The sequence below is a fragment of the Streptococcus porcinus genome, from assembly GCF_901542335.1.
In the GTDB taxonomy this organism is placed as follows: domain Bacteria; phylum Bacillota; class Bacilli; order Lactobacillales; family Streptococcaceae; genus Streptococcus; species Streptococcus porcinus_A.
The window spans coordinates 527,447-552,468 of the sequence record NZ_LR594036.1; the positions used below are offsets into that span (position 1 = coordinate 527,447).

The window sequence follows — 25,022 nt, forward strand, 5'->3', positions numbered from 1 at the left end:
GTTGAATTCTAGTTTAAGAAAGATCTGAAAGTATGCGAAAAATTATTATTAATGGTGGTAAACCTTTATCAGGGCAAGTGGCTGTCTCTGGTGCAAAAAATAGTGTGGTAGCTTTAATTCCTGCTATTATTTTGGCTGATGAAAAGGTGACTTTAGATGGTGTTCCTAATATCAGTGATGTTGATAGTTTGGTTGATATTATGGAAATTATGGGGGCTCAATGTCTTTATCAAGACGAGACTCTTACGATTGATCCTAGTCAGGTCAAAAGCGTTGCTATGCCCTATGGGAAAATCAATAGTTTAAGAGCATCTTATTACTTTTATAGCAGTCTCTTGGGGCGTTTTGGGAAAGCTACTGTTGGCCTGCCAGGAGGTTGCGATTTAGGTCCAAGGCCGATTGATTTACACTTAAAAGCTTTTGAAGCGATGGGGGCTGAAGTTTCCTTTGAAGGTGAATATATGCATTTAGAGGCCGAGGGTGGACGCCTCCACGGTGCTCATATTTACATGGATACCGTTAGTGTAGGGGCAACGATTAATACAATGTTAGCTGCTACTCGAGCGGTTGGAAAAACAGTGATTGAGAATGCTGCTAGGGAACCTGAAATTATTGATATTGCAACTTTGTTGAATAACATGGGAGCACACATTCGAGGCGCAGGTACGGACATTATTACGATTGAAGGCGTAGAAGCACTCCATGGGACGAGCCATCAAGTTATTCCGGATAGAATTGAAGCAGGTACATATATTGCCCTGGCAGCAGCCATTGGTGAAGGTATTAAAATTACAAACGTTTTATATGAACATTTAGAAAGTTTTATTGCTAAGCTGGAAGAAATGGGTGTTCGGATGACGGTTGAAGAAGATGCTATCTTTGTTGAGAAACAAGAGAATCTTAAGGCTGTGAGTATTAAAACATCACCCTACCCTGGCTTTGCTACTGATTTACAACAACCCATGACACCTCTACTCTTGTCTGCGAACGGTCGAGGTACTATTATTGATACTATCTATGAAAAACGTGTCAATCATGTTCCTGAAATGGCTCGTATGGGTGCTAATATTTCAATATTGGGTGGTCAAATTGTGTTTCAAGGACCAAATCAATTGACTGGAGCTCAAGTTAAGGCAACTGATTTAAGAGCTGGAGCTGCTTTAGTGACAGCTGGTTTGATGGCTGAAGGACGAACAGAAATTCATAATATTGAATTTATCCTTCGTGGCTATGCTAAAATTATTGAAAAATTAAAAGCACTTGGTGCCGATATTGAATTAATTGAAGAATAGATAAATGAAGCTTGTTCAATAGATGCTAACTTAGCATTATTGACAAGCTTTTTAGGTTTTAGAGAGACTTATAAGCAACTTTAGAATTATATGGTTATGAATTGTTTGAGATATTCTGTCTCTTTTTGAGAATTCAAGAACAAATTGACTTTTTTATCTGAAAATCATTTTTAAGTTATCAGATGAATTTTAACATATAAATGTATATTATAAGTAGTATATCTAATAAAACAAAAAAATAAGTAAAATAATATAAAAATTCTAAAATTCTATTGACAATACATCAGATGAATAGTATCATAAAAAATGTAAATAAAAACGCTTCCAAAAGTGGTGGTGAAAAAGGAGGTTTCTCTGATGGAGAAAACAATTGAATACAGGGAAGAAGTGGTAAGTTATAATCGAGCGAAAGTTTGGGAATTAGTTCTTTTTGCTCTTAATAATGCATCCACAAATATCTATCTGTTTACATTTATGTTTGTGACTTACTTTTCAACGGGTATTTTAGGTCTAGCAGCTATTTTTGTTAGTCAAATTATGGGTTACATTCGTATTTTTGATGGATTTATTGACCCCGCTATCGGTATTGTTATTGATAAGACAGAAACAAAATTTGGTAAGTACCGTCCTATTTTAATTTTAGGTAATGTCATTACTGCCTTATCTTTAATCTTCCTATTAGCGTTAAGCAATGTTGATCAAAACATTCGCTTCCCATTGTTTGTCATTGTTTTAATTATTCATAAAATCGGTTATTCTATGCAACAAACCGTTACTAAAGCAGGACAAACAGCCCTCACTAACGACCCTAAGCAACGCCCAATTTTTAATATTGTAGATGCTGTTATGACGACCTCACTGATGACGGGTGGACAATTTGTTGTTTCTTCATTCTTAGTACCAAAATTTGGTAATTTCACTCCTCAATTCTTCAATGCCCTTATTTATGGCACAATTATTATTTCAGCAGTATTGGCTACCCTCGCAGTTATTGGTATTTGGTCAAAAGACCGTAAAGAATTTTTTGGTCTTGGAGAAAATACACAGAAGACACAGCTAAAAGATTACTGGAAAGTAATTAAAGGTAATAAACCGTTACAAGTTCTTTCTATAGCTGCCGCTTTAGTAAAATTCACTGTTCAATTCTTTGGTGATTCTGTTGTTATGGTAATGCTCTACGGTATCCTATTTGGTAATTATGCTTTATCAGGACATTTTTCATTGCTCTTTGTTATTCCAGGAGTGCTCCTAAATATTGTGATTTCAAACATTGCTCGTAAAAAAGGTTTACGGTTCTCTTATATTAAATCATTGCAATTAGCTTTAATCTCACTTCTTGCATTTGGTGTAGTACTTTACTTTGGTAAGCAAGGGTCTTTAAGTTTAACGAATATTAATCTTTACACAGTTTGTTTCATTATCACTTATATGTGTGCTCGTTATATTAGTCAAGCACCAGCAGGACTTGTTTTAACTATGGGTGCTGATATCTCTGACTATGAAACTTCTGAGTCAGGACGCTATGTTTCTGGTATGATAGGAACAATTTTCTCGCTAACAGATTCTATCGCATCATCTTTTGCACCAATGGTGGTCGGTGCGATTTTAGCCACAATTGGTTTCTCTAAGGCTTATCCAACAATGGAAACACCTTTGACACCTGAGTTAAAAATGGCTACAATTATCTTATTAGTAGGTATTCCATTTATCTCTTTATTAGTAGCTTTAGTATTGATGAAATTCTATAAACTAGATAAAGAAGAAATGGTTCGTATTCAAGAAAAAATTCAAATCATGAAATCAGCTTCAAGTGATGAACGTGTTAAAGCAATTGCTAAAAACGTTCCGTTAACTGATATGGATTATGTCGATGTGACTCAATATCCTATTGATAAAGATTAGTTTACTGGAACAGCTGTGCCGATGGTGCTGCTGTTTTCTTTTTTTGAAGAATAATTAGGGAGTTTTTATGACAAAAGTACTTTCTTTGGGTGAGATTCTGCTGAGATTAAGTCCACCACAATATCAAACCTTAACCCAAGCTAATCAGTTAGATTGTCAGTTTGGAGGCTCGGAGTTAAATGTCTTAGCAACGCTGGCGCAATTAGGTCATGATGTTTCTTTAATTTCAGTTATTCCTGATAACGACTTGGGACGTATGACAGAACAGTTCTTGTTTTCAAAACAAATTGGGCAGGAATTTATTATAAAAAAAGGTGACCGCCTTGGTTTATATTTCTACCAAAAAGGTTTTTCAATCAGATCTAGCAGGGTAACTTATGATCGTAAATATTCCGCTTTTTGGGAAAGTCGTTTGACAGACTTTGATTTCGAAGCAGTTTTTAAGGACGTAGATTGGTTTCATGTGTCGGGGATTACACCTGCTCTAACAGAGGAATTATATTCTATTACTGAATTTTTGATGAAAAAAGCACAATCGCTAGGGGTAAAGGTATCATTTGATTTAAATTTTAGAGCTAGTTTATGGGACTCTTTTCAACAAGCTCGTCAAAAGCTATCATCACTTATACGCTTCGCTAATGTTTGTGTCGGCATTGAACCGATTGTTCTAGAGGGTGAAAATAAAGACTTGAAAGATGAACTAGGTTTGGCGAGGCCATATTGTGATGAAAAGCTCTTACTTCATATAGTGAAAGAAATTGCAAATAAATATCAGTTAGAATCGATAGCTTTTACCCAGAGAGAAAGCACTCATACTAATGAATACCAATTGAAAGCATTTCTCTTTCAAAATGGAACATTATATAAAACTGAGAAAACGGGTATTCAAGTGTTAGATCGTGTTGGAACTGGAGATGCTTTTACTGCGGGCTTAATCCATGGTTTATTAAGCAAAGGTCAACCACAATTAGCCCTTGAAACGGCTATGGCTTGTTTTAAATTTAAACACACTATTGAGGGTGATATTAACGTTGTTACTACTCATGATATTGAGCAACTATTATATTCAAACTCACATGAAATAAAAAGATAAGGAGAAAAAATGTTATATCCATTGTTGACAAAAACAAGAAGTGTTTATGATTTAAATGGAGTATGGAATTTTACTTTGGGGAGCCATGATCCAAAGACACTATTAAGTTCAGAGGAACTGATGGTTGTTCCTAGTTCCTTTAATGATGTCATTGTTGATACAGAAAAACGAAATTATATTGGTGATTTTTGGTATGAGCGGTTGGTAGATTTACCATCTGTATCAGATGCTGAAGAATTAGTAATTCGGTTTGGTTCAGTTACACATCATGCTAAAGTTTATGTTAATGGAACTTTTTTAGGAGAACATAGAGGTGGCTTTACTCCATTTGAAGTTGTTATTCCAGATGATTATTACCAAGAAGGTCAGATTAAACTTTCAGTTTGTGTTAATAATTGTTTAGACTACACGACACTACCTGTTGGTAACTATTCAGAAGAAGTCATTGAAGATGGCTCAATTAAAAAAGTAGTTAAGGAAAACTTTGACTTTTTTAACTATGCAGGGATTCATAGACCGGTGAAATTGATTGTTAGACCTAAAAATCATATTTCTGATATTGTCATTAACGCTGTTCTTTCAGATGATTTAAAATCTGCAGATATAGAAGTTACTATTAGTACTAGCAAGCCCATTGATTCCTATAAAATTAGCATTTTAGATGAGGATAAAAATATTCTTACGGAATCCTTAACAGGTCAGATTCATTTGGAACAGATTCGCTTGTGGGAAGTTCTAGATGCCTATCTTTATACGGCACGTATCGAAACGTTTTGTGATGGTAGTCTATCTGACGTTTTTGAAGAAACTTTTGGTTTACGTAAGATTGAAGTGAAAGATGCACAATTTTTAATTAACAATAAGCCTGTCTATTTTAAAGGGTTTGGAAAGCATGAAGATACCTTTATTAATGGGCGTGGCCTTAATGAAGCAGCTAATTTAATGGACTTAAATCTCTTAAAAGAGATTGGAGCCAATTCTTTTAGAACTTCGCACTATCCCTACTCTGAGGAAATGATGAGATTGGCGGATAGAATGGGGATTTTAGTTATTAATGAAGTGCCTGCCGTAGGCTTATTCCATAACTTTATGGCTTCACTTGATTTGGATGATAAAGATAATGGAACTTGGAATGTTATGAAAACTAAAGGAGCGCATGAACAAGCTATTCGAGAGTTGGTTAAGCGTGACAAAAATCATCCTTCGGTAGTGATGTGGGTTGTGGCAAATGAACCTGCGAGCCACGAAGAAGGTGCTCGCGATTACTTCAAACCTTTAGTTCAGTTATATAGAGAATTAGACCCAGAAAAAAGACCAGTAACGTTAGTTAACATTATGATGGCTACTCCGGATAAAGACCAGGTCATGGATCTGGTAGATGTTGTCTGCTTAAATCGCTATTACGCATGGTATGTTGACCATGGAGATTTGAAAAAAGGGGAAGCTGGGCTACGCAAGGAATTGCTAGCTTGGCAAGAAAAATTCCCTGAAAAACCGATTATCATGACAGAGTACGGAGCAGATACACTGCCAGGATTACATTCCTCTTGGGCTGTTCCCTATACGGAAGAATTTCAATCTGCTTTTTATGAGATGTCCCATAGTGTTTTTGACAGCATACCAAACTTAGTTGGTGAGCAAGTTTGGAATTTTGCTGATTTTGAAACTAATTTGATGATCTTACGTGTTCAAGGAAATCATAAAGGTCTGTTTTCAAGAAATCGTCAGCCTAAACAAGTCGTCAGAGATTTTAAAGAACGCTGGAAAGCTATTCCTAATTACCATTACAAAAAGAAATAGTGTACAATAGAAATAGGTAAATGAGAAGAGGTGATGAAATGGCTAGGCCCTTAGTAGAACAAGCGGCGGATCGCTTAATGCATTTGATACTAGAGCGGGAATATCCTATAGGTGCTAAACTTCCAAACGAGTATGAATTAGCCCAAGATCTTGATGTTGGAAGAAGTACAGTACGTGAAGCCGTTAGAAGTCTTGCTGCACGAAATATTTTGGAGGTTAGACAGGGTTCGGGTACTTATATTAGTTCCAAAAAAGGCGTTGCAGAGGATCCTTTTGGTTTTGCATTTGTTAAAGATCGTGTAAAATTAACAACTGATTTATTTGAATTACGCTATCTGCTGGAGCCGCGGATTGCAGAAAGAGCTGCACAATTTGCTGATGATGAGGATATTAAACGTTTAGAAGAAGTTGTCTATGCAATTGAAGAAGCATTGGAGGCAAATGATCCAATCCATCTTGAATTAGATGTCAAGTTTCATAGTATGATAGCAGAAATGAGTGGCAATATTGCAGTCTCCAGTTTAATTCCAGTTATTAACCAATCTATTCAAATCATCAATGAAGACTATACAAATCGTCAGATGAAAAAAACAAGTATTGAAGCTCACCGAAATATTTTAAAGGCCATTCAATCAAGGCATCCTATAGCTGCGTACGATAGCATGATGTCTCATGTTCTTACGGTTAGACAGTCGGTGTTGAATGATTGGTTTGATAAGAAAATTGATATTCAAGGTTTACCATCCTCTAAAAAGTGATAAATAATGAAAAGAAGATTAGTTCATCTGATCTTTTTTTCTTTTTTTAAAGTAAAATTCTTGACAATTCATCTGATGACTTTTATAATGTAATTATGGTAACGATTACAAAATAGGAGGCCAAAATGTTAGACATCTTAAAAAATAATTTCTTCTTTGCTGTGGTTCGTGGTAAGGATGAAGCTGATGCAATCAATATTTCTCGATACGCTATTAAAGGCGGTATTCGTAATATTGAAATAACTTTCTCAACGCCTAATGCAGCTCAAGTGATTAAAGATTTATCTGAGGAATTTGAGAATTTTAAAGATGTTGTCATTGGAGCTGGAACGGTAATGACAACTGACTTGGCTAAGGAAGCTATTGATGCTGGAGCAAGGTTCCTTGTCAGTCCTCACTTTGATGCAGCGATTGCAAGCTTAGCGGTTGATAACAATGTCTATTACTTTCCAGGCTGTGCTACTGCAACAGAGGTAGTAACAGCTATGAGAGCTCAATGTCCTATTATTAAATTATTCCCTGGCGGTGTTTTAGGACCTGGCTTTATTAAAGATATCCATGGCCCAATACCAGAAGTAGATCTCATGCCATCAGGTGGAGTGGCTATAGAAAACGTTGCTGAATGGAAAAAAGCTGGAGCTGTTGCAGTTGGAGTCGGATCGGCATTATCAAGGAATGTAGCAAGTCAAGGCTATCAAAGCGTTACAGAAATTGCTAAAGCCTTTGTTTCAGCTCTTAACTAATAAGGAGAAATGTATGGTTTTTAACGATGATAAGTTTATGTTAAAAAATGAAGCAGCCGAAAAGCTTTATATGCAGATTAAGGATCAACCAATCTTTGATTATCATTGTCACTTAGATCCAAAAGAAATTTTCGAGGATAACGTTTATGATAATATTGTTGATTTATGGCTGGGCGGCGACCATTACAAGTGGCGACTGATGCGAGCGAATGGTGTTTCAGAAGATGAGATTACAGGCTCTGCTAGCAAATTAGCCAAATTTAAAGCATTTGCAAGAACAATCGAAAGAGCTTATGGCAATCCGGTTTATCATTGGTCAGCAATGGAGTTGAAAAATATCTTTGGTATAAGTGAACCATTGACTGAAGCAAATGCTGAACAGATGTATCATCAACTAAATGAGTATTTAGTAAGGCATCAAATCAGCCCAAGAAAATTAATTGCTGATAGTAAGGTAACGTTTATTGGAACAACGGATAGTCCTCTAGATGATTTGAAATGGCATCAAAAATTAACTGATGATAAGACATTCTCAACTATTGTTGCTCCAACCTTTAGACCAGATCAAGCATTTATTGAGCACGGGCAATTTTCAAGCTTTGTCAAAGACTTGAGTCAATTGACTGGCAAAACAATTACAGATTTCCAAACATTCATTAGTGCTTTGGAAGACCGTGTTGCTTATTTTGCAGACCATGGTTGTAAAGCAAGTGATATCAGTTTTACAGAAATTGTCTTTGAAAGTGCTGAGCAATCTGAACTTGATTGTTTGCTCCAAAAAGGTATTCAAAACCAGCAAGTAAGTCAACAGGACATCCGTCAATGGCAAACAGCTGTTTTTTCAGAGCTATGTCGACTTTATAAAACTTATGGCTTTGTAACTCAAGTTCACTTTGGAGCCCTTCGTAATAATCATTCTGTCCTTTATCAAAAACTTGGTGCTGATATTGGGATAGATTCTATGGGGGATCAAACTGCTTTGGCAGCTAATATGAATCGACTTTTAGATCATTTGACTGTGACTGATGGTTTGCCAAAAATGATTTGGTATAACCTAAATCCAAGTTATAACATTACGGTAGCTAATACACTTGCTAATTTCCAGGCTAATGAAGCTGGGATCAAATCTTACCTTCAATTTGGGGCCGGCTGGTGGTTCGCTGATACTAAGCTTGGTATGATTAGTCAAATGGATGCTTTGGCAGAACAAGGGATGCTAGCTAATTTTGTTGGGATGTTAACAGATTCGCGTAGCTTCTTGTCATATCAACGTCATGATTATTTCAGACGAATACTTGCAAGTTACATTGGTCAATGGATCAGCCAAGGCGAAGTTCCAGAGGATTATGAAGCACTTGGTCAGATGGTTCAGGATATTGCTTATAACAATGCAAAAGCTTACTTTAAGAACTAAGAAAATAGGGGAAAAACGATGAAAATGTCATTTAGATGGTATGGGAAAAATGATCCTGTATCGCTTCAAGAAATTAAAGCTATTCCAGGAATGCAAGGAATTGTAACGGCTGTTTATGATGTACCAGTTGGTCAGGCTTGGCCTTTGGAAAATATTCTTGAGCTTAAAAAAATGGTAGAAGATGCAGGCCTTGAAATCACAGTTATTGAGTCTATTCCTGTTCATGAAGATATTAAACAGGGTAAAGCTAACCGCGATGAATTGATTGAGAATTATAAGACCTCAATTGAAAATGTTGGTAAAGCTGGAATTCCGGTTGTTTGTTATAATTTTATGCCAGTCTTTGATTGGACGCGTTCAGACCTTAATCATCCTCTTCCAGATGGATCTACTTCATTAGCCTTCCTTAAATCCGACTTAGAAGGTGTGGATCCAGTGGCTGATGATTTAAACTTGCCAGGTTGGGATTCTTCTTATTCAAAAGAAGAAATGAAGGCTATTATCGAAAATTATCGCCATAATATTTCGGAAGAAGATTTGTGGGCTAACTTGGAATATTTTATCAAAGCCATTATGCCAACGGCTGAAGCTGCGGGGGTTAAAATGGCCATTCATCCTGATGACCCTCCATATGGTATCTTTGGTCTTCCTCGTATTATTACTGGTCAAGAAGCAATTGAACGTTTCCTTGATATTTATGATTCAGAAAATAATGGTATTACCATGTGTGTAGGTTCTTATGCATCAGATCCTAAAAATGCGGTCATTGCGATGACAGAGTATGCTTTAAAACGCAATCGTATCAACTTTATGCATACGCGTAATGTGACTGCTGGTGATTGGGGCTTCCAAGAAACAGCTCATTTATCTCAAGCTGGTGATGTTGATATGAATGCTATTATTAAACTGTTGGTCAATTATGACTGGCAGGGAGCACTTCGTCCAGACCATGGACGTCGTATTTGGGGAGACCAAACCAAAACACCGGGTTACGGACTCTTTGATCGTGCTCTGGGTGCTACCTATTTTAACGGCTTGTATGAGGCAAATATGAGAGCTGAAGGAAAAATGCCTGATTTTGGAATAAAAGATAAAACAGTTGGTCATAACTAAGAGTGTTTAATTGGCAAAAGCCAGATATGAGAGGAAAGAATATGTCTAGAGTAATTGATTTTAATAATAAAGTTGTAGTTGTTACAGGTGCAGGTGGAGTCCTTTGTGGTTTTATGGCTAAAGAGTTTGCCAAAGCTGGTGCTAAAGTTGCCCTTTTAGACTTAAATCAAGATGGAGCGCAAAAATTTGTTGATGAGATCGAAGCCGAAGGCGGTATTGCAAAAGCTTATAAGGCGAATGTTCTTTCAAAAGAAAACTTAGAGGAAGTTCGTCAAGCTGTTCTGAATGATTTAGGTCCGACAGATATTCTAGTTAATGGTGCTGGAGGAAACAGTCCTAAAGCAACAACTGATAATGAATTTCATGAATTGGATTTACCATCTGAAACAAAATCTTTCTTTGATTTAGATGAAGCGGGAATCAGTTTTGTTTTCAACTTAAACTACTTAGGAACCCTTCTTCCGACACAAGTTTTTGCTCAGGACATGGTTGGTCGCCCTGGTGCCAACATTATTAATATTTCATCAATGAATGCTTTTACACCACTAACAAAAATTCCAGCTTATTCAGGAGCTAAAGCAGCTATTAGCAACTTTACGCAATGGTTGGCCGTTCACTTCTCTAAGGTTGGTATCCGTTGCAATGCTATCGCTCCAGGTTTCTTAGTTACTAACCAAAACCGGGGCTTACTCTTCTCTGAAGATGGTCAACCAACAGCGCGTGCTAAGAAAATCCTTAATAATACGCCAATGGGACGATTTGGAGAGGCTGAAGAACTTATTGGTGGCCTTTTCTTCCTAGCTGATGAGAAATCAGCAAGTTTCGTTAATGGAGTTGTATTGCCAATTGATGGTGGCTTTGCTGCTTACTCTGGTGTTTAAAGACATTATAAGGATAATGAAGTTGTTCTTGATTTACTAGTGAGATTTAAGGGAAAAGGTCATAGGCGTAGAGACCTTTTTACCTTGTTTGTGACATTTAAAATATCAAGACATACTATCGTGTGGCAATTAGTTTACACGTAAATAGTGGGAGGTTCGTATGACAAGTAAAAAGCAAAAGTATGTCTTTTGTGTAGATTCAGATGGTTGTGCTATGGATACCATGACCTATAAACACCAGTTGTTTTTTGGCCCTTTAGCTGCAGACGTTTTTGAAGTTACTGACAGAGAAGTTTTTTTGCAAGAATGGGATCGCATTAATCTCTTTTCTAAAACGAGAGGGGTAAACCGATTCGTTGGTTTGGTGATGGGGTTGGAATTTGCTGGGGTTTCTGATATTGCCGCTTTAAAAAATTGGGTTGAGACAACAAAGTCATTATCAAATCAATCTTTAGAAAGCGAGATTGCTAAAGAAGGTAGTCAGGATTTAATCAAAGCCTTACAATGGTCAAATGAAGTCAATGCCAAAATTAAAAATTATGAAGGTCAAGCTTTAGCCTTCCAAGGTGCTAAAGACGCTCTCGAAAAATTGCACCAGGTTGGAGAAGTCTTTGTTGTTAGCTCAGCTAACAAAGAAGCTGTAGAAGAAGAATGGAAGGATCAAGGGCTTATGAGCTATGTTACTGACCTTTATTGTCAAGATCGTGGGAAGAAAGAAGATGTTATTGCTCAACTTATCACTAAGGGCTATGACAAATCAAAAATTCTAATGATTGGCGATTCTCCAGGTGATCTGGCTGCAGCAGAAATAAATAATGTCTCATTTTATCCGATTTTAGTTGGTCACGAAAAATATTCTTGGCTGACGCTGAAAGAAAAAATTGCGGATACCTTTATTAGCACAGGTTTAGACAAGATTGAATTAGCACAGTTAAAAGAGAAATTCTGGAAAAATCTAGAATAACTCAACAATCAGAAAGGATAGCAATATGACACATTTAGTAGACTTAAGTAAAAAACCATACAATCTTGATCAGGAGGCTATTGATTGGGTCGAAAAGACCATCGCTTCGATGACACTTGATGAAAAGATTGGACAGTTGTTTGTTAATATGGGAAGTAGTCGCACAGAAGAATATTTAACGCAGGTTATGACAGACTACAAATTTGCTGCTGTCCGTTATGCACCGGGTCCTGCAGCAGATATTTGGGACCAAAATTACATTTTACAAACCAAATCAAAAATCCCAATGCTTATTGCTGCCAATACAGAATCAGGTGGTAATGGTGCAGTAACTGATGGTACTAAAATTGGCGATGAGGTAAAAATTGCTGCTACAAACGATCCTAAATATGCTTACGAATTAGGTCGGATTGCAGGATTAGAAGCTTCAGCAGTAGGCTGTAATGCTTCATTTGCACCAATTATGGACTTGAGTCGTAACTGGCGTAATCCCATTATTGCTAATCGCACTTGGGGCAGTGATGTTGACCAAGTGATCACTTTATCAAAAGAGTATATGCGCGGTATTATGGAACATGGCATTATACCATTTGCAAAACATTTCCCAGGAGATGGAATTGATGAGCGTGACCATCATTTATCTTATGCTTCAAATCCTATGACTAAAGCAGAATGGCTGGAAAGCTTTGGCCGGATTTATGGAGAAATGGCTGATGCAGGCTTACCAGGAATTATGGCTGGTCACATTCACTTACCGAATGTTGAAAAAGAAATGTATCCAGAGCGGGACTTTGATGACATGCTTCCAGCTTCCTTAAATAAAGTGTTATTGGATGAATTATTACGAGGTGAACTCGGTTATAACGGAGCTATCGTAACAGATGCATCGCATATGGTAGGTATGACATCATCAATGCCACGTCGTGAACTTTTACCTACTGCGATTGAAGCAGGCTGTGATCTCTTTTTATTCTTTAATGACCCTGATGAAGATTTAGCATGGATGAAAGAAGGCTATGAAAAGGGTATTCTTTCTGATCAACGTCTTCACGATGCGTTGCGTCGGACTTTAGGATTAAAAGCGCGCTTGGGTCTACACAAGTACGACAATTGCCGTGAGCAAATCATGCTTTCCAAAGAAGAAGCAATGGCTTTAATCAATACAGAAGAAGCAAAAGGCATTTCTGATCAGGTCGCAGATGCAGCAATTACACTTGTTAAAGATAAGCAAAAAGGTATTTTTCCAGTTACCCCAGAACGTTATAAACGTATCTTAATAGTAGAAGTAGATGGCTATAAAGGCGGTTTTGGTGCTCTTATCAATTCTGGTAAAAAACGTGCTTCTGATACCTTGAAAGAACTGCTAAAGAATGCAGGACACGAAGTTGCTATTTGGGAAAATACAGAAGAACGGATTAAGAAATTACCAGAATCAGAACAAGCAGCAGCTATCCAAAATGTTTATGCCTCAAAACGTCCAATTTCAGCTATAACGGATAATTATGACTTAATTATTAATCTTGTAGACGTCAATTCTGGAGGAACAACCCAACGTATCATTTGGCCAGCTGCCAAGGGTACACCAGATCAGCCTTTTTACGTTCATGAAATTCCGACCATTGTTGTTTCTGTACAGCATCCATTTGCACTAGCTGATATGCCTCAAGTGGGAACTTACATTAATGCTTATGATGGTATGCCAAATACAATGGCTGCTTTATTTGAAAAACTGTCTGGAAAATCAGAATTTAAAGGTGTCTCACCTGTGGATGCTTACTGTGGTCTTATTGATACGCATATTTGGCGACAAAAGTAATTCTTGTATAGTATAAGAACTCTTTGTAAGAAGGGTTCTTTTTAATTATTAATACAGTTGTTTACTATTTGCAAACTGTTATAGTAAATAGGTAAAAAATTTGTTATAATTATCTCGAATTAGGCAAGGAGAAGGGGATTTTATGGACTTTTGGACACATTTAGCACAACTATCTCTGATTGAAACCGAACGCTTATACTTACGCCCCATAACCTACTTTGATAGTGATGCCTTTTTTGAGTTCGCGTCAGATCCTAGTCAGTTATCTTTTATTTTCCCAGCAGTGGCAACCAGATCAGAAAGTGATTACCTATTGACACATGCTTTTTTGAAAAATCCGCTAGGTTGCTGGGCTATTGCTGAAAAAAATCAGCAAGATATGATTGGTTTTATTAAGTTTGAAAATATTGTAGTTAGCAGTGCATCGGCCGATTTTGGTTATTTTTTAAGTCACAAGTATCGTGGTCGAGGCTACATGACAGAAGCGGTTAGGCATTTACTTGCCTTTTCCTTTGAAGACTTGAACCTCAAGTGTCTGAAAATTGTAACCCATAAAGAAAATATTGCTAGTCAAAAAGTTGCACAAGCGACATCATTTTCATTAAAACGTGCTTTCAAAGGCAGTGATCGCTATACCCATAAAGTAAGGGACTATCTGGAATACCAAATATCAAAAGGTGACTATCATGAGTAAACATCAGGAAATTTTAGACTATTTAGAGAAATTAGCTATTGGTAAACGTGTCAGTGTTCGTAGTATTTCCAATCATTTGAAAGTTAGTGATGGAACTGCTTACCGTGCTATAAAAGAAGCGGAAAATCGTGGTATTGTTGAAACAAAGCCACGCAGTGGGACAGTTAGGGTTGAGCGTAAAAATCGGATACGTATTGATAAATTAACCTATACAGAGATTGCTCGTATTAGTAATTCAGAAGTTTTAGCAGGGCATTCTGGCTTGGGGCATGAGTTTAGTAAGTTTTCAATTGTTGCTATGACTGAGAAAAATATTGGTCGTTACTTGGTTAAAGGTGGTCTACTTATTGTCGGGGATCGTGAGGAAATTCAATTATTAGCCTTGAAAAATCACAATGCTATTTTAGTTACGGGGGGATTTCCAATCTCAAACCGTGTTCTTTCGACAGCTAATCAACTAGGGATTCCTGTTATGGTGACACATTATGATACGTTTGCGGTTGCAACTTTGATAAATCATGCTCTCTTGAACTTTAGAATCAAGACAGACTTGAAAACAGTTGAGAACAGCCTGATTCCATTAAGCGACTATGGTAGGCTTTATGAAACAGATAAGATTGAACAATTTAGTCGTTTAGCTAAGGAAACAAATAATGTCCGTTTCCCTGTTATTAATCAGGACTATCAACTTGTTGGTGTGGTAAGTATGCGTGATATTGTTGGCAGATCAGGGCAGCTCATACTTAAAGAGGTAATGTCGCAAGATCCGATTTTTGTTTTTCCAAATACGAGTCTAGCCAATGTTGGTCAGAAAATGATTTTTGAAGATTTAAATATGTTGCCTGTGGTTGATGATGATGCCCGCGTTATTGGTGTTATTACTCGGCGGTTGGCAATGGATAATTTGAAAAACAGTCCCTCTATTACCCACCATACCTATAGTGAACAAATAGTATCTGAGTTGGAAGAATACAATCACTATTTTCAACTTGTTGTTGAGCCTAATATGATTGATAGTACTGGCAATCTTGCTCAGGGCATTATTTCAGAAATTTTGAAAGAAATCACACTAAAAGTCTTTACAAGAAAATATCAAAAAAATATCATTATTGAACAAATGATGATATACTTTTTACATGCCGCTCAAATTGAGGATCAATTAAAAATTTATCCTAAAATTATTACTGAAAACCGAAGAAGTGGTGTTCTAGATTTTGAGATCTATGTCAATAGTCAGATAGTTGCTAAAGCGGTTATTACCAGTAAAATTAACTAAGAATGAAACTAAATAAGGAGATTCAATAAATGATAACATTAAAATCTGCACGAGAGATCGAGGCAATGGATATTGCAGGCGATTTCTTAGCGAGTATACATATTGGCCTACGGCAAATCATTAAACCTGGTGTTGATATGTGGGAAGTTGAAGAATATGTCCGCAAACGTTGTAAAGAAGAAAATGTTCTGCCTTTACAGATTGGCGTTGATGGTCATATGATGGATTATCCCTACGCAACCTGTTGTTCTCTAAATGATGAAGTAGCTCACGCTTTTCCAAGACACTATATTTTAAAAGATGGTGATTTGCTCAAAGTTGATATGGTGCTTAGTATGCCTCTGGACAAATCAGTTATTGATGTGGCATCACTAGACTTTAATAATGTTGCTCAAATGAAAACAGTGACTCAGCCTTATAATGGTGGTTTAGCAGACTCGTGTTGGGCTTATGCTGTGGGTAAACCATCCAAAGAAGTACAACAATTAATGGATGTCACAAAAGAAGCTATGTATATTGGCATTGAAAAGGCTCAAGTTGGTAATCGTATTGGTGATATAGGAGCTGCTATCCAAGCTTACGCTGAAAGTCATGGCTATGGGGTTGTTCGTGATTTAGTCGGACATGGTGTAGGACCAACGATGCATGAAGAACCAATGGTACCAAATTTTGGTACGGCTGGGCGCGGTTTACGCCTAAAAGAAGGCATGGTATTAACCGTAGAACCAATGATTAATACAGGAACTTGGGAAATTGATACAGATATGAAAACTGGTTGGGCTCATAAAACCTTAGATGGAGGACTATCTTGTCAATATGAACATCAATTTGTCATTACAAAAGATGGTCCTGTTATCTTAACTAGCCAAGGAGAAGAAAGAACCTACTAAAATGGAAAAGAAGAAAAACCTTTTTACCAGATTAATGGAAAAATGGCAGTATGAACCTGTTCAAGCTTTTATGAAACATTTTGCCAGTGCAGAGATGGATTTGTCTTCAATTGCTGTAGCCTATTACCTTATTTTAACGGTTTTCCCTCTCATTATTATTGCAGCTAATATTTTTCCCTATTTAAATATTGATATTTCTGATTTACTAAATTTGATGAAACAAAGCTTGCCAGTTGATATTTATAAACCAGCTGCATCTATTGTCACTAATATATTTTCAAAGCCTGCTGGTAGTATTTTGGGAATGGCCACCGTAGCTGGTTTATGGACAATGTCACGAAGTTTGACATCCTTGCAAAAGGCTATTAATAAAGCTTATGGGGCCTCTCAGCACCGTGATTTCTTAGTGAGTCATATCATTGGTCTCTTAATTAGTGTTTTTATTCTTTTTCTATTAACATTTGTCTTGATTTTTTCAACTTTTTCAAAGGCAGCTATTCAAGTTATCGACAAACACTACCATTTAAGTGATAATATTACTTCTCTATTTTTACTACTGATTCAACCTATTACCATCGTTATTATTTTTATTGGTATTATGGTTCTGTATTTTCTACTCCCAAATGTTAAAATACGGAAAATTCGCTATATATTACCCGGTACCTTCTTGACCGCCTTTGTTATGACATTTATGAGTAACATGCTCGCCAATTATGTTGTGCACAGTGTTGAGCGAATGGTAGATATCAAAATGTTTGGGTCAATCATGATTTTCATTATCATGCTATGGTTCATCTTTTTAGCTCGGATTTTGATTTTCGGTGCCATATGTAATGCCACTTATCAAGAATTAGACCAAGGTAAGTTGGTTGGTAGAAGGGGCAATGTGGCTTCTATTATGGAGCGTATTTTGGGGAAGAAAAAAGTAGATAAGGAAAACGAAGATAAAACTAAAGGTTAGAAAGATAGCTTATTCTTTCTAACCTTTTTATGCTAGAACTTCCAAAATAGATATGATAGAATGTTAAGGATTGGACAAGGAGAAAGAATGAAACTCAAAACAGATTCTAGACCTTTACGAGGGTGCTTAACAATGCCTGGTGATAAATCCATTAGTCACCGAGCAATCATTTTTGGAGCAATTGCAGAAGGAATTACAGAAATTGAAGGACTTTTAAAGAGTCATGATGTTAATGCAACTATCTCAGCTTTTCGACAAATGGGAGTTTTAATAGAAGAGAGAGGTCAAAAAGTTATTGTTCATGGACAAGGTTTTTCAGGGCTTAAACCTCCTCAAAAGGCCCTTGAAATGGGAAATTCAGGAACATCCATGAGACTTTTGTGTGGGGTTATAGCTGGCCAAAATTGGATTGTAACCCTAAAAGGCGATGCCAGCTTGAGCAAGCGACCGATGGACCGCGTAGCTATTCCTCTAGAATTAATGGGAGCTGAGATTTCAGGACAAAACGATGCTAAGCAGCCCCCTATTACCGTAAAAGGTAAAACACATCTTAAAGCTATTACTTATCATTTACCCGTAGCTTCAGCCCAAGTGAAATCGGCTATTCTATTAGCGGCTCTACAAACTAAGGGACAAACCAAACTAGTTGAAAAGGCCCTTACACGTAATCATACCGAAGAGATGATCAGGATTTTTGGTGGCCGGATTCAACAGTCAGGGAAAGAAATGACGATCCAGGGCCCACAGTCCTTAAAGGGACAAAAAATTAAAGTGGCAGGAGATATTTCCAGTGCAGCCTTTTGGTTAGTGGCGGGCTTAATTGTACCAGGATCAGATATTTGGCTGGAAAATGTTGGTATTAATGAAACGAGAACCGGTATCTTAGATGTTATCAAAGATATGGGAGGACAGGTCGCTATTGAAAATTATGATAGTAAAAATCAATCAGCTCATCTCAGGGTTACTTATTCTGAATTGAGAGGTACCGAAATTTCAGGTGACTTAATTCCTCGATTAATAGATGAACTTCCAATTATAGCTCTTCTAGCAACACAGGCAAAGGGACAAACGATTATTAAGGACGCTGGCGAGCTAAGACTAAAAGAGACTAACCGAATAACGGTGGTTGTTGATATTCTCCAAAAAATGGGTGCACAAGTGGAAGAGAAAGCTGATGGGATGATTATCACAGGTGGCCAAGAGCTAGTAGCTTGTCAAGCAGACGCGCAAATGGATCATCGTATTGGAATGATGGTGACCATTGCCGCTCTACTTGTAAAAAAAGGGACAATGACTTTAAAAGGGGCAGATGCTATTGCGACTAGTTACCCTAATTTTTTCGCAGATTTAGAAAGATTACAAGATGACTAAGGTATTACTCGGATTCATGGGAGCGGGAAAAACAACAATTGGCTCCTTATTAGATAAGCGTTTTTTAGACATGGATGTGATTATCGAAGATCGGATTGGGATGTCTATTTCGGATTTTTTTACTCACCAAGGCGAAGCGGCATTTCGAGCGATTGAATCAGCTTTGCTAGAAGAATTAATGACTATGAAAGGTGATTACATCATTTCAACAGGAGGTGGTGTAGTAATTAGTGAATCAAACCGCGAACTATTACGTCAAAATCGGAAAAATAACATTTTACTGTCAGCTTCTTTTGAAGTTCTGTATGACCGAATTAAAAAGGATAAAGTCTTTCAACGGCCTCTATTTTTAAATAATTCGAAAGAAGATTTCCATGGTATTTTTGAGCGACGGATGATCCTTTATGAAGGCCTCTCTGATTTGGTTATTAACGTTGATAATAGAACTCCTGAAGAAATTGTGCGTATTATTAATAGCATCTAGTAAGTAAATGATGGTATTTAAAAATGATATGGCAAGCATTAATATTGCCATAATAAGTCTTCAAAAAGAATTTTTCACAGACAAGTTGGATAAGTTAAGTTATAATAGAAACTACTGAAGTAGTTGAGAGAGAAATATAGTTGAAGCAAATGAGATAAATATGGCAAGAAATGAAAAAAATGGTTTAAGTCACCACGAAGAACTAAGGTATTTTTACTTACTGAGGAATTTGAATTATTTAAGTGAAAATGAGATGAGAGAGTATCGGTATTTAAAGGCCAAAATGGAAGCTAAAATATCCGATAAAATGACCTCTTATTCTGACAAAACTGAAGCGCAGCGAACTTTTGAGAACCAGCGCTTTCAGGATTTTTCTGCTTCCGACCATTATCAAGGGAGACAAAGTAAGTATGATGACGACAGTAATCAGGCTTACCGACCAGAAGAAACCCTTCCAAATGGCTTACCCATTTACCCCGGTCAACCACCAATGTCTCGTAGCTCCAAGCGTCATCAAAGACTTAAGCGAGAAGAAGTAGTAGGTCCTGAAAATTTTGCACAGGAAACTTCTTTATATGAAACCTATGATAGCTCGGCTGCTACTAGTAAAAAAAGTAAAAAGCCGAAGAAAAAAGGAAAGTTAAAACGAAATCTTAAGATTTTAGGCTTCATTTTGATGTTGCTAATAGCTGGTGTCATTTTGATGTTTGCAAAAGGTTATTTTGATATTTCCACTAATAAAGCCAAATATAAGCCTGCAGTTACAGAAACATTCAATGGTGTTGACACTAAAAATGGGACCAATATCTTGATTTTAGGCTCAGATCAACGGGTTACACAAAAATCAGACGATGCCAGAACAGACACTATTATGGTTCTTAATATTGGTAACAAAGATAAAAAAGTTAAGATGGTTAGCTTTATGCGTGATACCTTAGTCAATATTCCAGGATATAGTTATAACAATAATGACTCTTACGATCTCAAATTGAATTCTTCCTTTAATTTTGGAGAACAAGATGGCCATAAAGGTGCGGAAATGGTCCGTAAGACTTTAAAACATAATTTTGATATTGATGTGAAATATTATATGATGGTTGATTTTGAAACTTTTGCAGAAGCTATTGATACTTTATTCCCAAGTGGTGTTAAAATAAATGCAAAATTTGCAACTATCTCTGGAGAAGCTGTAAATTCTGTTGAAGTTCCAGATGATTTACGAATGAAAAACGGAGTTGTGCCAGAACAGACTATTAAAGTTGGTGAACAACGTATGGATGGTCGTACTCTCCTTAATTATGCTCGCTTCAGAAAAGATGATGATGGAGATTATGGACGAACAGTGAGACAACAACAAGTTATGACAGCAATCATGTCACAAGTCAAAGATCCGGTTAAATTATTTACAGGTTCAGCAGCTATTGGAAAACTTTATGCCTTAACGTCAACTAACGTTCCTTCTGGTTTTATCCTTCAAAAAGGATTAGCTTCCGTTACCTCCGGAGCAAAGGTGGAGCATGTCACTATTCCAGCCCAAGGCGATTGGGTAGATGAGTTTGACATGTATGGTGGGCAAGGCTTATACGTTGATTTTGCCAAATATCAGAAAAATTTATCAAAAATGGGATTACGTTAAAGTATGTTATAATGAAGAGTAACTAAGGTTGCTCTTTTTTAGTGCAACCCTTCAAAGTAAAGGAAAAATAATGTTAAAGAAAAACGATTTAGTCGAAGTAGTCATTGAAGATTTAAGCCATCAAGGGTCAGGTATAGCCAAAGTGGATGGTTTTGTCTTCTTTGTGGAAAATGCCTTACCAGCCGAACGTGTTACTATGCGCATATTGAAACTTAATAAAAAGATTGGTTTTGGTAAAGTCGAAGAATATCTAGAAAAATCTCCGTATCGAAATGAAGACCTTGATGTTGCCTACTTGAGGACGGGTATTGCAGACTTTGGGCACCTAGCTTATGAACAGCAATTGCTTTTCAAAGCCAAACAAGTTAAAGATAATCTCTATAAAACAGCTGGTATCAAAGAGGTTGAATTATTACCAACCATTGGTATGGATCACCCCTACGCCTATCGCAATAAAGCGCAAATTCCAGTGAGACGGGTTAATGGACAGTTAGAAACAGGTTTTTTTAGAAAGAATTCCCATGACTTATTGCCTATCTCTGACTTCTATATCCAAGATAAAGAAATTGATAAACTGATTCTCTTCGTTCGTGATCTCTTACGCCGTTTCCAGGTTAGTCCTTATAATGAAGCAGATCAGTCCGGCCTGATTAAAAACTTAGTTGTTCGGCGTGGCCATTATTCTGGTCAAATGATGTTGGTCTTTGTCACTAGCCGACCAAAAGTTTTTCGCGTAGAGCAAATGGTTCAACTCATTATTGAAGCCTTCCCACAAGTCGTTTCTATTATGCAAAATGTTAATGATCAAAATGGTAATGCTATTTTTGGGAAAGACTTCAAAGTACTCTACGGACAAGACCATCTCACCGACAGCATGTTAGATAATGACTATATGATTTCTGCTCAGTCCTTTTACCAAGTCAACACCATCATGGCTGAAAAACTTTACCAGACAGCCATTGAGTTTTCAGATTTAAATGCTGATGATGTGGTTATTGATGCCTATTCAGGCATCGGTACTATCGGCTTGTCCTTTGCTAAAAAGGTTAAAAAAGTTTATGGTGTCGAGGTGATAGAAGCTGCAGTTAAAGATGCTCGGAAAAACGCTGAGCGAAATGGTATCCACAATGCAGAATTTGTTGTAGGTAGTGCAGAAGCAGCTATGGAAAAATGGAGCAAAGAAGGAATTAAGCCAAGTGTCATTCTAGTTGATCCACCTCGTAAAGGCTTAACAGAAAGCTTTATCAAAGCAAGCGTAGCCATGGCGCCAAAGAAAATCACCTATGTATCATGTAACCCAGCTACCATGGCGCGTGACATCAAGCTTTACCAAGAACTGGGCTACGATCTCAAAAAAGTACAACCAGTAGACCTTTTCCCACATACACACCATGTGGAGACGGTAGCGTTATTGTCCAAACTTGATGTCGATAAGCATATAGATGTTGAAATTAAGCTGGACGAGCTTGATTTGACAAGTGCTGAAAGTAAAGCAACTTATGCACAAATCAAAGAATATATATTGGAAAAATTTAATTTGAAGGTTTCGACACTCTATATTGCACAGATTAAAAAGAAGTGTGGAATTGTACTGAGGGAGCATTATAATAAATCGAAAAAAGAGAAACAAATTATTCCACAATGCACACCGGAAAAAGAGGAAGCTATCATGGATGCTTTAAGGCATTTTAAAATGATTTAGTAGAAATGGAGGGTATTTATGAGATGGATATTAAAAATAATCTTATTTCCAATTAGCTTGGTGTTAAGTATCCTCACTGCATTTCTGACATTTTTACTTGCCATAGGAACAACAATACTGTATTTGCTAATGCTTATGTGTGTCGTTGTTGGGGTCGTATCATTGTTTAAAAAGGATTTTTCAATAGGCATAGAAGCATTGATAGTAGGATTCTTGTTAAGCCCATACGGAATACCGATGGTTGGAGCAGCAGTTATAGCTTTTTTACAAGGTATCAATGAAGCAATAAAATCAATCTAAATAAGAATATAGAATAACGATGATAGATATAGAGAACATAGAAAAATCTAAATAATGGGTTTGGTTATTAACATCTTACAACGTTGTTTAGACTACCTAAAAATCAAATTATGTTAGGAGTTATTTTGATGGATGGAGTAAAAGAAATAATTTTGCAGACCAAGAACGTGGAATATATAAGGAGAAATTTAGGAAAAGAACAATGGATACAGGTATCCGGTCACAAAGATATGAATGGTGCAGATGCAAGATTTTGGTGTGGGTTAGTTTCGCTAAATCATATAGATGAGGTATATAATGATGTTGGGTGGGATGTTTCTGCTAACGAGCAAGGAAATCCCGGATTTGAAGGAAATGGATACGCATATCAGTATAAAGCGAATTTGCTAAAAGATGGTTTTGAATCTATTTTATATTATCGTGATTTTTATGGTGTTGAGGAAGATTATATTGAGTTATCACAGGAGTTTATCTTACTAAACAATCTTCGATATAACAAAAATAGTAAATCATATTGGGCTATGTATGAAAATGGGGAAAGTGAAGAAGCTGTTAAATATATTGATGCTACGACGATTCAAATTAAAATGAAGTTTTTACGTAATTATTCATCAGCAAAACAGATGGCAATTTTACTTTTTTTTGATATTAGAACTAAGTTCGATGGAAAAATATCTGATTTTGGGCTAGAAGAGTTTAATACCGAATCTAAAGATAATAGTCTGTTTTATGGATTATGGGGCGGTGATATGAATTTTCCAATATATGTGTATAGTGTCTTAATGGGTAAAAAAATTCTTATGCCAGCGCCAATTGAGGAATGTGGTTATTGGCCGTATGAAAAAGAAGAAAGTTACGAGGACTTTATTATTGGTGTTGACGAGTTTGGAAAAGAAATTTTTAATACGTGCAATCCGGATAAGCTGAATAATTATTTTGGGTCTAATCCAGATGCTCCTATGTATTTAACACCAGTATTTTTTAAGCGTGATGTATTACAAAAATATGTAAATAAACCTGAGTTATATGAAATTAGAGATGGATATTTGAGTTGTCAATCATTATGGGGTATTGAAATAGATAATCATCATAAAAATTGTGTAGCAGTTTATTTGGGCGATTTAGGAAGAGATTTACCTGAAAGTGAGCGTGGATACTGGAAAAGTTACAATATAGTAGGTGAAGAAGGAGTAAGCCAGGTATCTTTCCAAAGGGATTTCTGTAATATATTTACGGAGTCAAATATGGAAGATCATAAATTTCAAGTTCTTTATGGTTCTTTAATAAAGCAATGGAACACAAAATATGGCTGGGATTTATATCTGCCATTATCTGTGGAAGATCAATATAATCTAACTCAAATTAGAATCCCGCTTGGGGAAAGTCAGCCAGAATTCGATCAATTAGTTTTGTCGTTAGTTAAAGTTTTGATTGACTCACTTAATGAAAAGCAATTAATCGTTCTTGGAGATGTTCAAACTGATATTAAAGGAATAAGTAAACTTGAAAGATGGATACAATCAAACGAGGCTGTTGGGTATGAAAATCATATTAAGTTTTTAAGGGATTTACAGAAGTTAAGATCTACTGGATCTGGACACAGAAAAGGTAAAGAATATAGTAAGATTTCAAATACATTTGACTTATCAGAAAAAAGTAAAATAGATGTATTCGAAGAGGTTCTTCGAAAATCAAATGATTTCCTGAAATATATGAAAACTACGTTTTTAGATTAATTAGGAGCGTGATATAAAGAACAAGTATGGCAAGAATTCTTCCTATATAGATACTTTATATTATGCTTTAAACTAGGGTTTGTAAAGTATTCACATCATTCATATAAATTCCAGTTTTGTAAAATAAAAATTTCAGAAAAATGGTTACCAAAGGCGATAGAGAAAAACTATCGTCTTTTTCTTTGCAAATTTTTAA

Annotated in this window: 21 protein-coding genes; all 21 read left to right on the plus strand. The window is 36.4% G+C overall.

The genetic code is table 11. From position 1 onward, the window contains the following. Positions 1-32: 32 nt before the first annotated feature. The 21 genes from FGK96_RS02625 to FGK96_RS02725 all read left to right on the plus strand — a co-directional run bounded on the left by FGK96_RS02625 (position 33) and on the right by FGK96_RS02725 (position 24,826). Positions 33-1,292, plus strand: a complete 1,260-nt coding sequence (locus FGK96_RS02625; protein WP_138081080.1) for a UDP-N-acetylglucosamine 1-carboxyvinyltransferase — start codon at positions 33-35, stop codon at positions 1,290-1,292. 357 nt (positions 1,293-1,649) lie between these two features. Next, a complete protein-coding gene (locus tag FGK96_RS02630; protein ID WP_138081083.1) occupies positions 1,650-3,194 on the plus strand; it encodes an MFS transporter in 1,545 nt (514 codons plus the stop codon). A gap of 67 nt (positions 3,195-3,261) precedes the next feature. Further along, positions 3,262-4,287 carry a sugar kinase gene (locus FGK96_RS02635; protein WP_138081085.1) on the plus strand — a complete coding sequence of 342 codons (1,026 nt, stop codon included), beginning with the start codon at positions 3,262-3,264 and terminating at the stop codon, positions 4,285-4,287. 9 nt (positions 4,288-4,296) lie between these two features. Further along, positions 4,297-6,087, plus strand: coding sequence for a beta-glucuronidase (gene uidA / locus FGK96_RS02640; protein ID WP_138081087.1), 1,791 nt, complete (start codon positions 4,297-4,299; stop codon positions 6,085-6,087). A 38-nt stretch (positions 6,088-6,125) separates the two neighbouring features. Continuing rightward, positions 6,126-6,845 (plus strand): FadR/GntR family transcriptional regulator, encoded by a 720-nt coding sequence (locus tag FGK96_RS02645; protein ID WP_138081089.1) that lies wholly within the window; start codon positions 6,126-6,128, stop codon positions 6,843-6,845. A 125-nt stretch (positions 6,846-6,970) separates the two neighbouring features. Further along, positions 6,971-7,588: a bifunctional 4-hydroxy-2-oxoglutarate aldolase/2-dehydro-3-deoxy-phosphogluconate aldolase gene (locus FGK96_RS02650; RefSeq protein ID WP_138081091.1), complete on the plus strand. Its 618-nt coding sequence runs from the start codon at positions 6,971-6,973 to the stop codon at positions 7,586-7,588. Positions 7,589-7,601: 13 nt separating this feature from the next. Next, positions 7,602-9,002, plus strand: a complete 1,401-nt coding sequence (gene uxaC, locus FGK96_RS02655; RefSeq protein ID WP_138081093.1) for a glucuronate isomerase — start codon at positions 7,602-7,604, stop codon at positions 9,000-9,002. 18 nt (positions 9,003-9,020) lie between these two features. Continuing rightward, positions 9,021-10,115: a mannonate dehydratase gene (locus tag FGK96_RS02660; RefSeq protein WP_138081095.1), complete on the plus strand. Its 1,095-nt coding sequence runs from the start codon at positions 9,021-9,023 to the stop codon at positions 10,113-10,115. A gap of 41 nt (positions 10,116-10,156) precedes the next feature. Beyond that, positions 10,157-10,996, plus strand: a complete 840-nt coding sequence (locus FGK96_RS02665; protein WP_138081097.1) for an SDR family oxidoreductase — start codon at positions 10,157-10,159, stop codon at positions 10,994-10,996. A 160-nt stretch (positions 10,997-11,156) separates the two neighbouring features. Next, complete coding sequence (locus FGK96_RS02670) at positions 11,157-11,960, plus strand: HAD family hydrolase (protein ID WP_138081099.1); 804 nt, start codon at positions 11,157-11,159, stop codon at positions 11,958-11,960. A gap of 25 nt (positions 11,961-11,985) precedes the next feature. After that, entirely contained in the window at positions 11,986-13,776 is a 1,791-nt protein-coding gene (locus FGK96_RS02675; RefSeq protein WP_138081101.1) for a glycoside hydrolase family 3 protein, read from the plus strand. A 142-nt stretch (positions 13,777-13,918) separates the two neighbouring features. Further along, positions 13,919-14,470 (plus strand): GNAT family N-acetyltransferase, encoded by a 552-nt coding sequence (locus FGK96_RS02680; RefSeq protein ID WP_138081103.1) that lies wholly within the window; start codon positions 13,919-13,921, stop codon positions 14,468-14,470. Next, positions 14,463-15,746 (plus strand): CBS-HotDog domain-containing transcription factor SpxR, encoded by a 1,284-nt coding sequence (gene spxR, locus FGK96_RS02685; RefSeq protein WP_172601585.1) that lies wholly within the window; start codon positions 14,463-14,465, stop codon positions 15,744-15,746. Before FGK96_RS02680 ends, spxR begins: the two co-directional genes overlap by 8 nt. Before the next feature lie 29 nt (positions 15,747-15,775). Continuing rightward, positions 15,776-16,636, plus strand: a complete 861-nt coding sequence (locus FGK96_RS02690) for a methionyl aminopeptidase (protein ID WP_138081107.1) — start codon at positions 15,776-15,778, stop codon at positions 16,634-16,636. A 1-nt stretch (position 16,637) separates the two neighbouring features. Then, the gene (locus FGK96_RS02695) at positions 16,638-17,597 is read left to right on the plus strand and encodes a YihY/virulence factor BrkB family protein (protein WP_138081109.1); all 960 of its coding nucleotides are present in this window, start codon (positions 16,638-16,640) and stop codon (positions 17,595-17,597) included. Positions 17,598-17,684: 87 nt separating this feature from the next. Next, a complete protein-coding gene (gene aroA / locus FGK96_RS02700) occupies positions 17,685-18,968 on the plus strand; it encodes a 3-phosphoshikimate 1-carboxyvinyltransferase (protein ID WP_138081110.1) in 1,284 nt (427 codons plus the stop codon). Further along, positions 18,961-19,452 carry a shikimate kinase gene (locus FGK96_RS02705; RefSeq protein ID WP_138081112.1) on the plus strand — a complete coding sequence of 164 codons (492 nt, stop codon included), beginning with the start codon at positions 18,961-18,963 and terminating at the stop codon, positions 19,450-19,452. The genes aroA and FGK96_RS02705 overlap by 8 nt, the downstream gene beginning before the upstream one ends. A gap of 160 nt (positions 19,453-19,612) precedes the next feature. Beyond that, a complete protein-coding gene (locus FGK96_RS02710; RefSeq protein ID WP_138081114.1) occupies positions 19,613-21,088 on the plus strand; it encodes an LCP family protein in 1,476 nt (491 codons plus the stop codon). 70 nt (positions 21,089-21,158) lie between these two features. After that, on the plus strand, positions 21,159-22,790 hold the full coding sequence (rlmD, locus tag FGK96_RS02715) for a 23S rRNA (uracil(1939)-C(5))-methyltransferase RlmD (RefSeq protein WP_138081116.1): 1,632 nt from the start codon (positions 21,159-21,161) through the stop codon (positions 22,788-22,790). 18 nt (positions 22,791-22,808) lie between these two features. Next, a complete protein-coding gene (locus tag FGK96_RS02720; RefSeq protein WP_138081118.1) occupies positions 22,809-23,090 on the plus strand; it encodes a CD1845 family protein in 282 nt (93 codons plus the stop codon). Positions 23,091-23,218: 128 nt separating this feature from the next. Further along, positions 23,219-24,826, plus strand: a complete 1,608-nt coding sequence (locus FGK96_RS02725) for a hypothetical protein (RefSeq protein WP_138081120.1) — start codon at positions 23,219-23,221, stop codon at positions 24,824-24,826. Positions 24,827-25,022 lie beyond the last annotated feature (196 nt).

Excerpts from the sequence above, each read along its gene's own strand:
- FGK96_RS02625 (WP_138081080.1), top strand. The coding sequence starts at position 33 with ATGCGAAAAATTATTATTAATGGTGGTAAACCTTTATCAGGGCAAGTG.
- FGK96_RS02630 (WP_138081083.1), top strand. The coding sequence starts at position 1,650 with ATGGAGAAAACAATTGAATACAGGGAAGAAGTGGTAAGTTATAATCGA.
- FGK96_RS02635 (WP_138081085.1), top strand. The coding sequence starts at position 3,262 with ATGACAAAAGTACTTTCTTTGGGTGAGATTCTGCTGAGATTAAGTCCA.
- uidA (WP_138081087.1), top strand. The coding sequence starts at position 4,297 with ATGTTATATCCATTGTTGACAAAAACAAGAAGTGTTTATGATTTAAAT.
- FGK96_RS02645 (WP_138081089.1), top strand. The coding sequence starts at position 6,126 with ATGGCTAGGCCCTTAGTAGAACAAGCGGCGGATCGCTTAATGCATTTG.
- FGK96_RS02650 (WP_138081091.1), top strand. The coding sequence starts at position 6,971 with ATGTTAGACATCTTAAAAAATAATTTCTTCTTTGCTGTGGTTCGTGGT.
- uxaC (WP_138081093.1), top strand. The coding sequence starts at position 7,602 with ATGGTTTTTAACGATGATAAGTTTATGTTAAAAAATGAAGCAGCCGAA.
- FGK96_RS02660 (WP_138081095.1), top strand. The coding sequence starts at position 9,021 with ATGAAAATGTCATTTAGATGGTATGGGAAAAATGATCCTGTATCGCTT.
- FGK96_RS02665 (WP_138081097.1), top strand. The coding sequence starts at position 10,157 with ATGTCTAGAGTAATTGATTTTAATAATAAAGTTGTAGTTGTTACAGGT.
- FGK96_RS02670 (WP_138081099.1), top strand. The coding sequence starts at position 11,157 with ATGACAAGTAAAAAGCAAAAGTATGTCTTTTGTGTAGATTCAGATGGT.
- FGK96_RS02675 (WP_138081101.1), top strand. The coding sequence starts at position 11,986 with ATGACACATTTAGTAGACTTAAGTAAAAAACCATACAATCTTGATCAG.
- FGK96_RS02680 (WP_138081103.1), top strand. The coding sequence starts at position 13,919 with ATGGACTTTTGGACACATTTAGCACAACTATCTCTGATTGAAACCGAA.
- spxR (WP_172601585.1), top strand. The coding sequence starts at position 14,463 with ATGAGTAAACATCAGGAAATTTTAGACTATTTAGAGAAATTAGCTATT.
- FGK96_RS02690 (WP_138081107.1), top strand. The coding sequence starts at position 15,776 with ATGATAACATTAAAATCTGCACGAGAGATCGAGGCAATGGATATTGCA.
- FGK96_RS02695 (WP_138081109.1), top strand. The coding sequence starts at position 16,638 with ATGGAAAAGAAGAAAAACCTTTTTACCAGATTAATGGAAAAATGGCAG.
- aroA (WP_138081110.1), top strand. The coding sequence starts at position 17,685 with ATGAAACTCAAAACAGATTCTAGACCTTTACGAGGGTGCTTAACAATG.
- FGK96_RS02705 (WP_138081112.1), top strand. The coding sequence starts at position 18,961 with ATGACTAAGGTATTACTCGGATTCATGGGAGCGGGAAAAACAACAATT.
- FGK96_RS02710 (WP_138081114.1), top strand. The coding sequence starts at position 19,613 with ATGGCAAGAAATGAAAAAAATGGTTTAAGTCACCACGAAGAACTAAGG.
- rlmD (WP_138081116.1), top strand. The coding sequence starts at position 21,159 with ATGTTAAAGAAAAACGATTTAGTCGAAGTAGTCATTGAAGATTTAAGC.
- FGK96_RS02720 (WP_138081118.1), top strand. The coding sequence starts at position 22,809 with ATGAGATGGATATTAAAAATAATCTTATTTCCAATTAGCTTGGTGTTA.
- FGK96_RS02725 (WP_138081120.1), top strand. The coding sequence starts at position 23,219 with ATGGATGGAGTAAAAGAAATAATTTTGCAGACCAAGAACGTGGAATAT.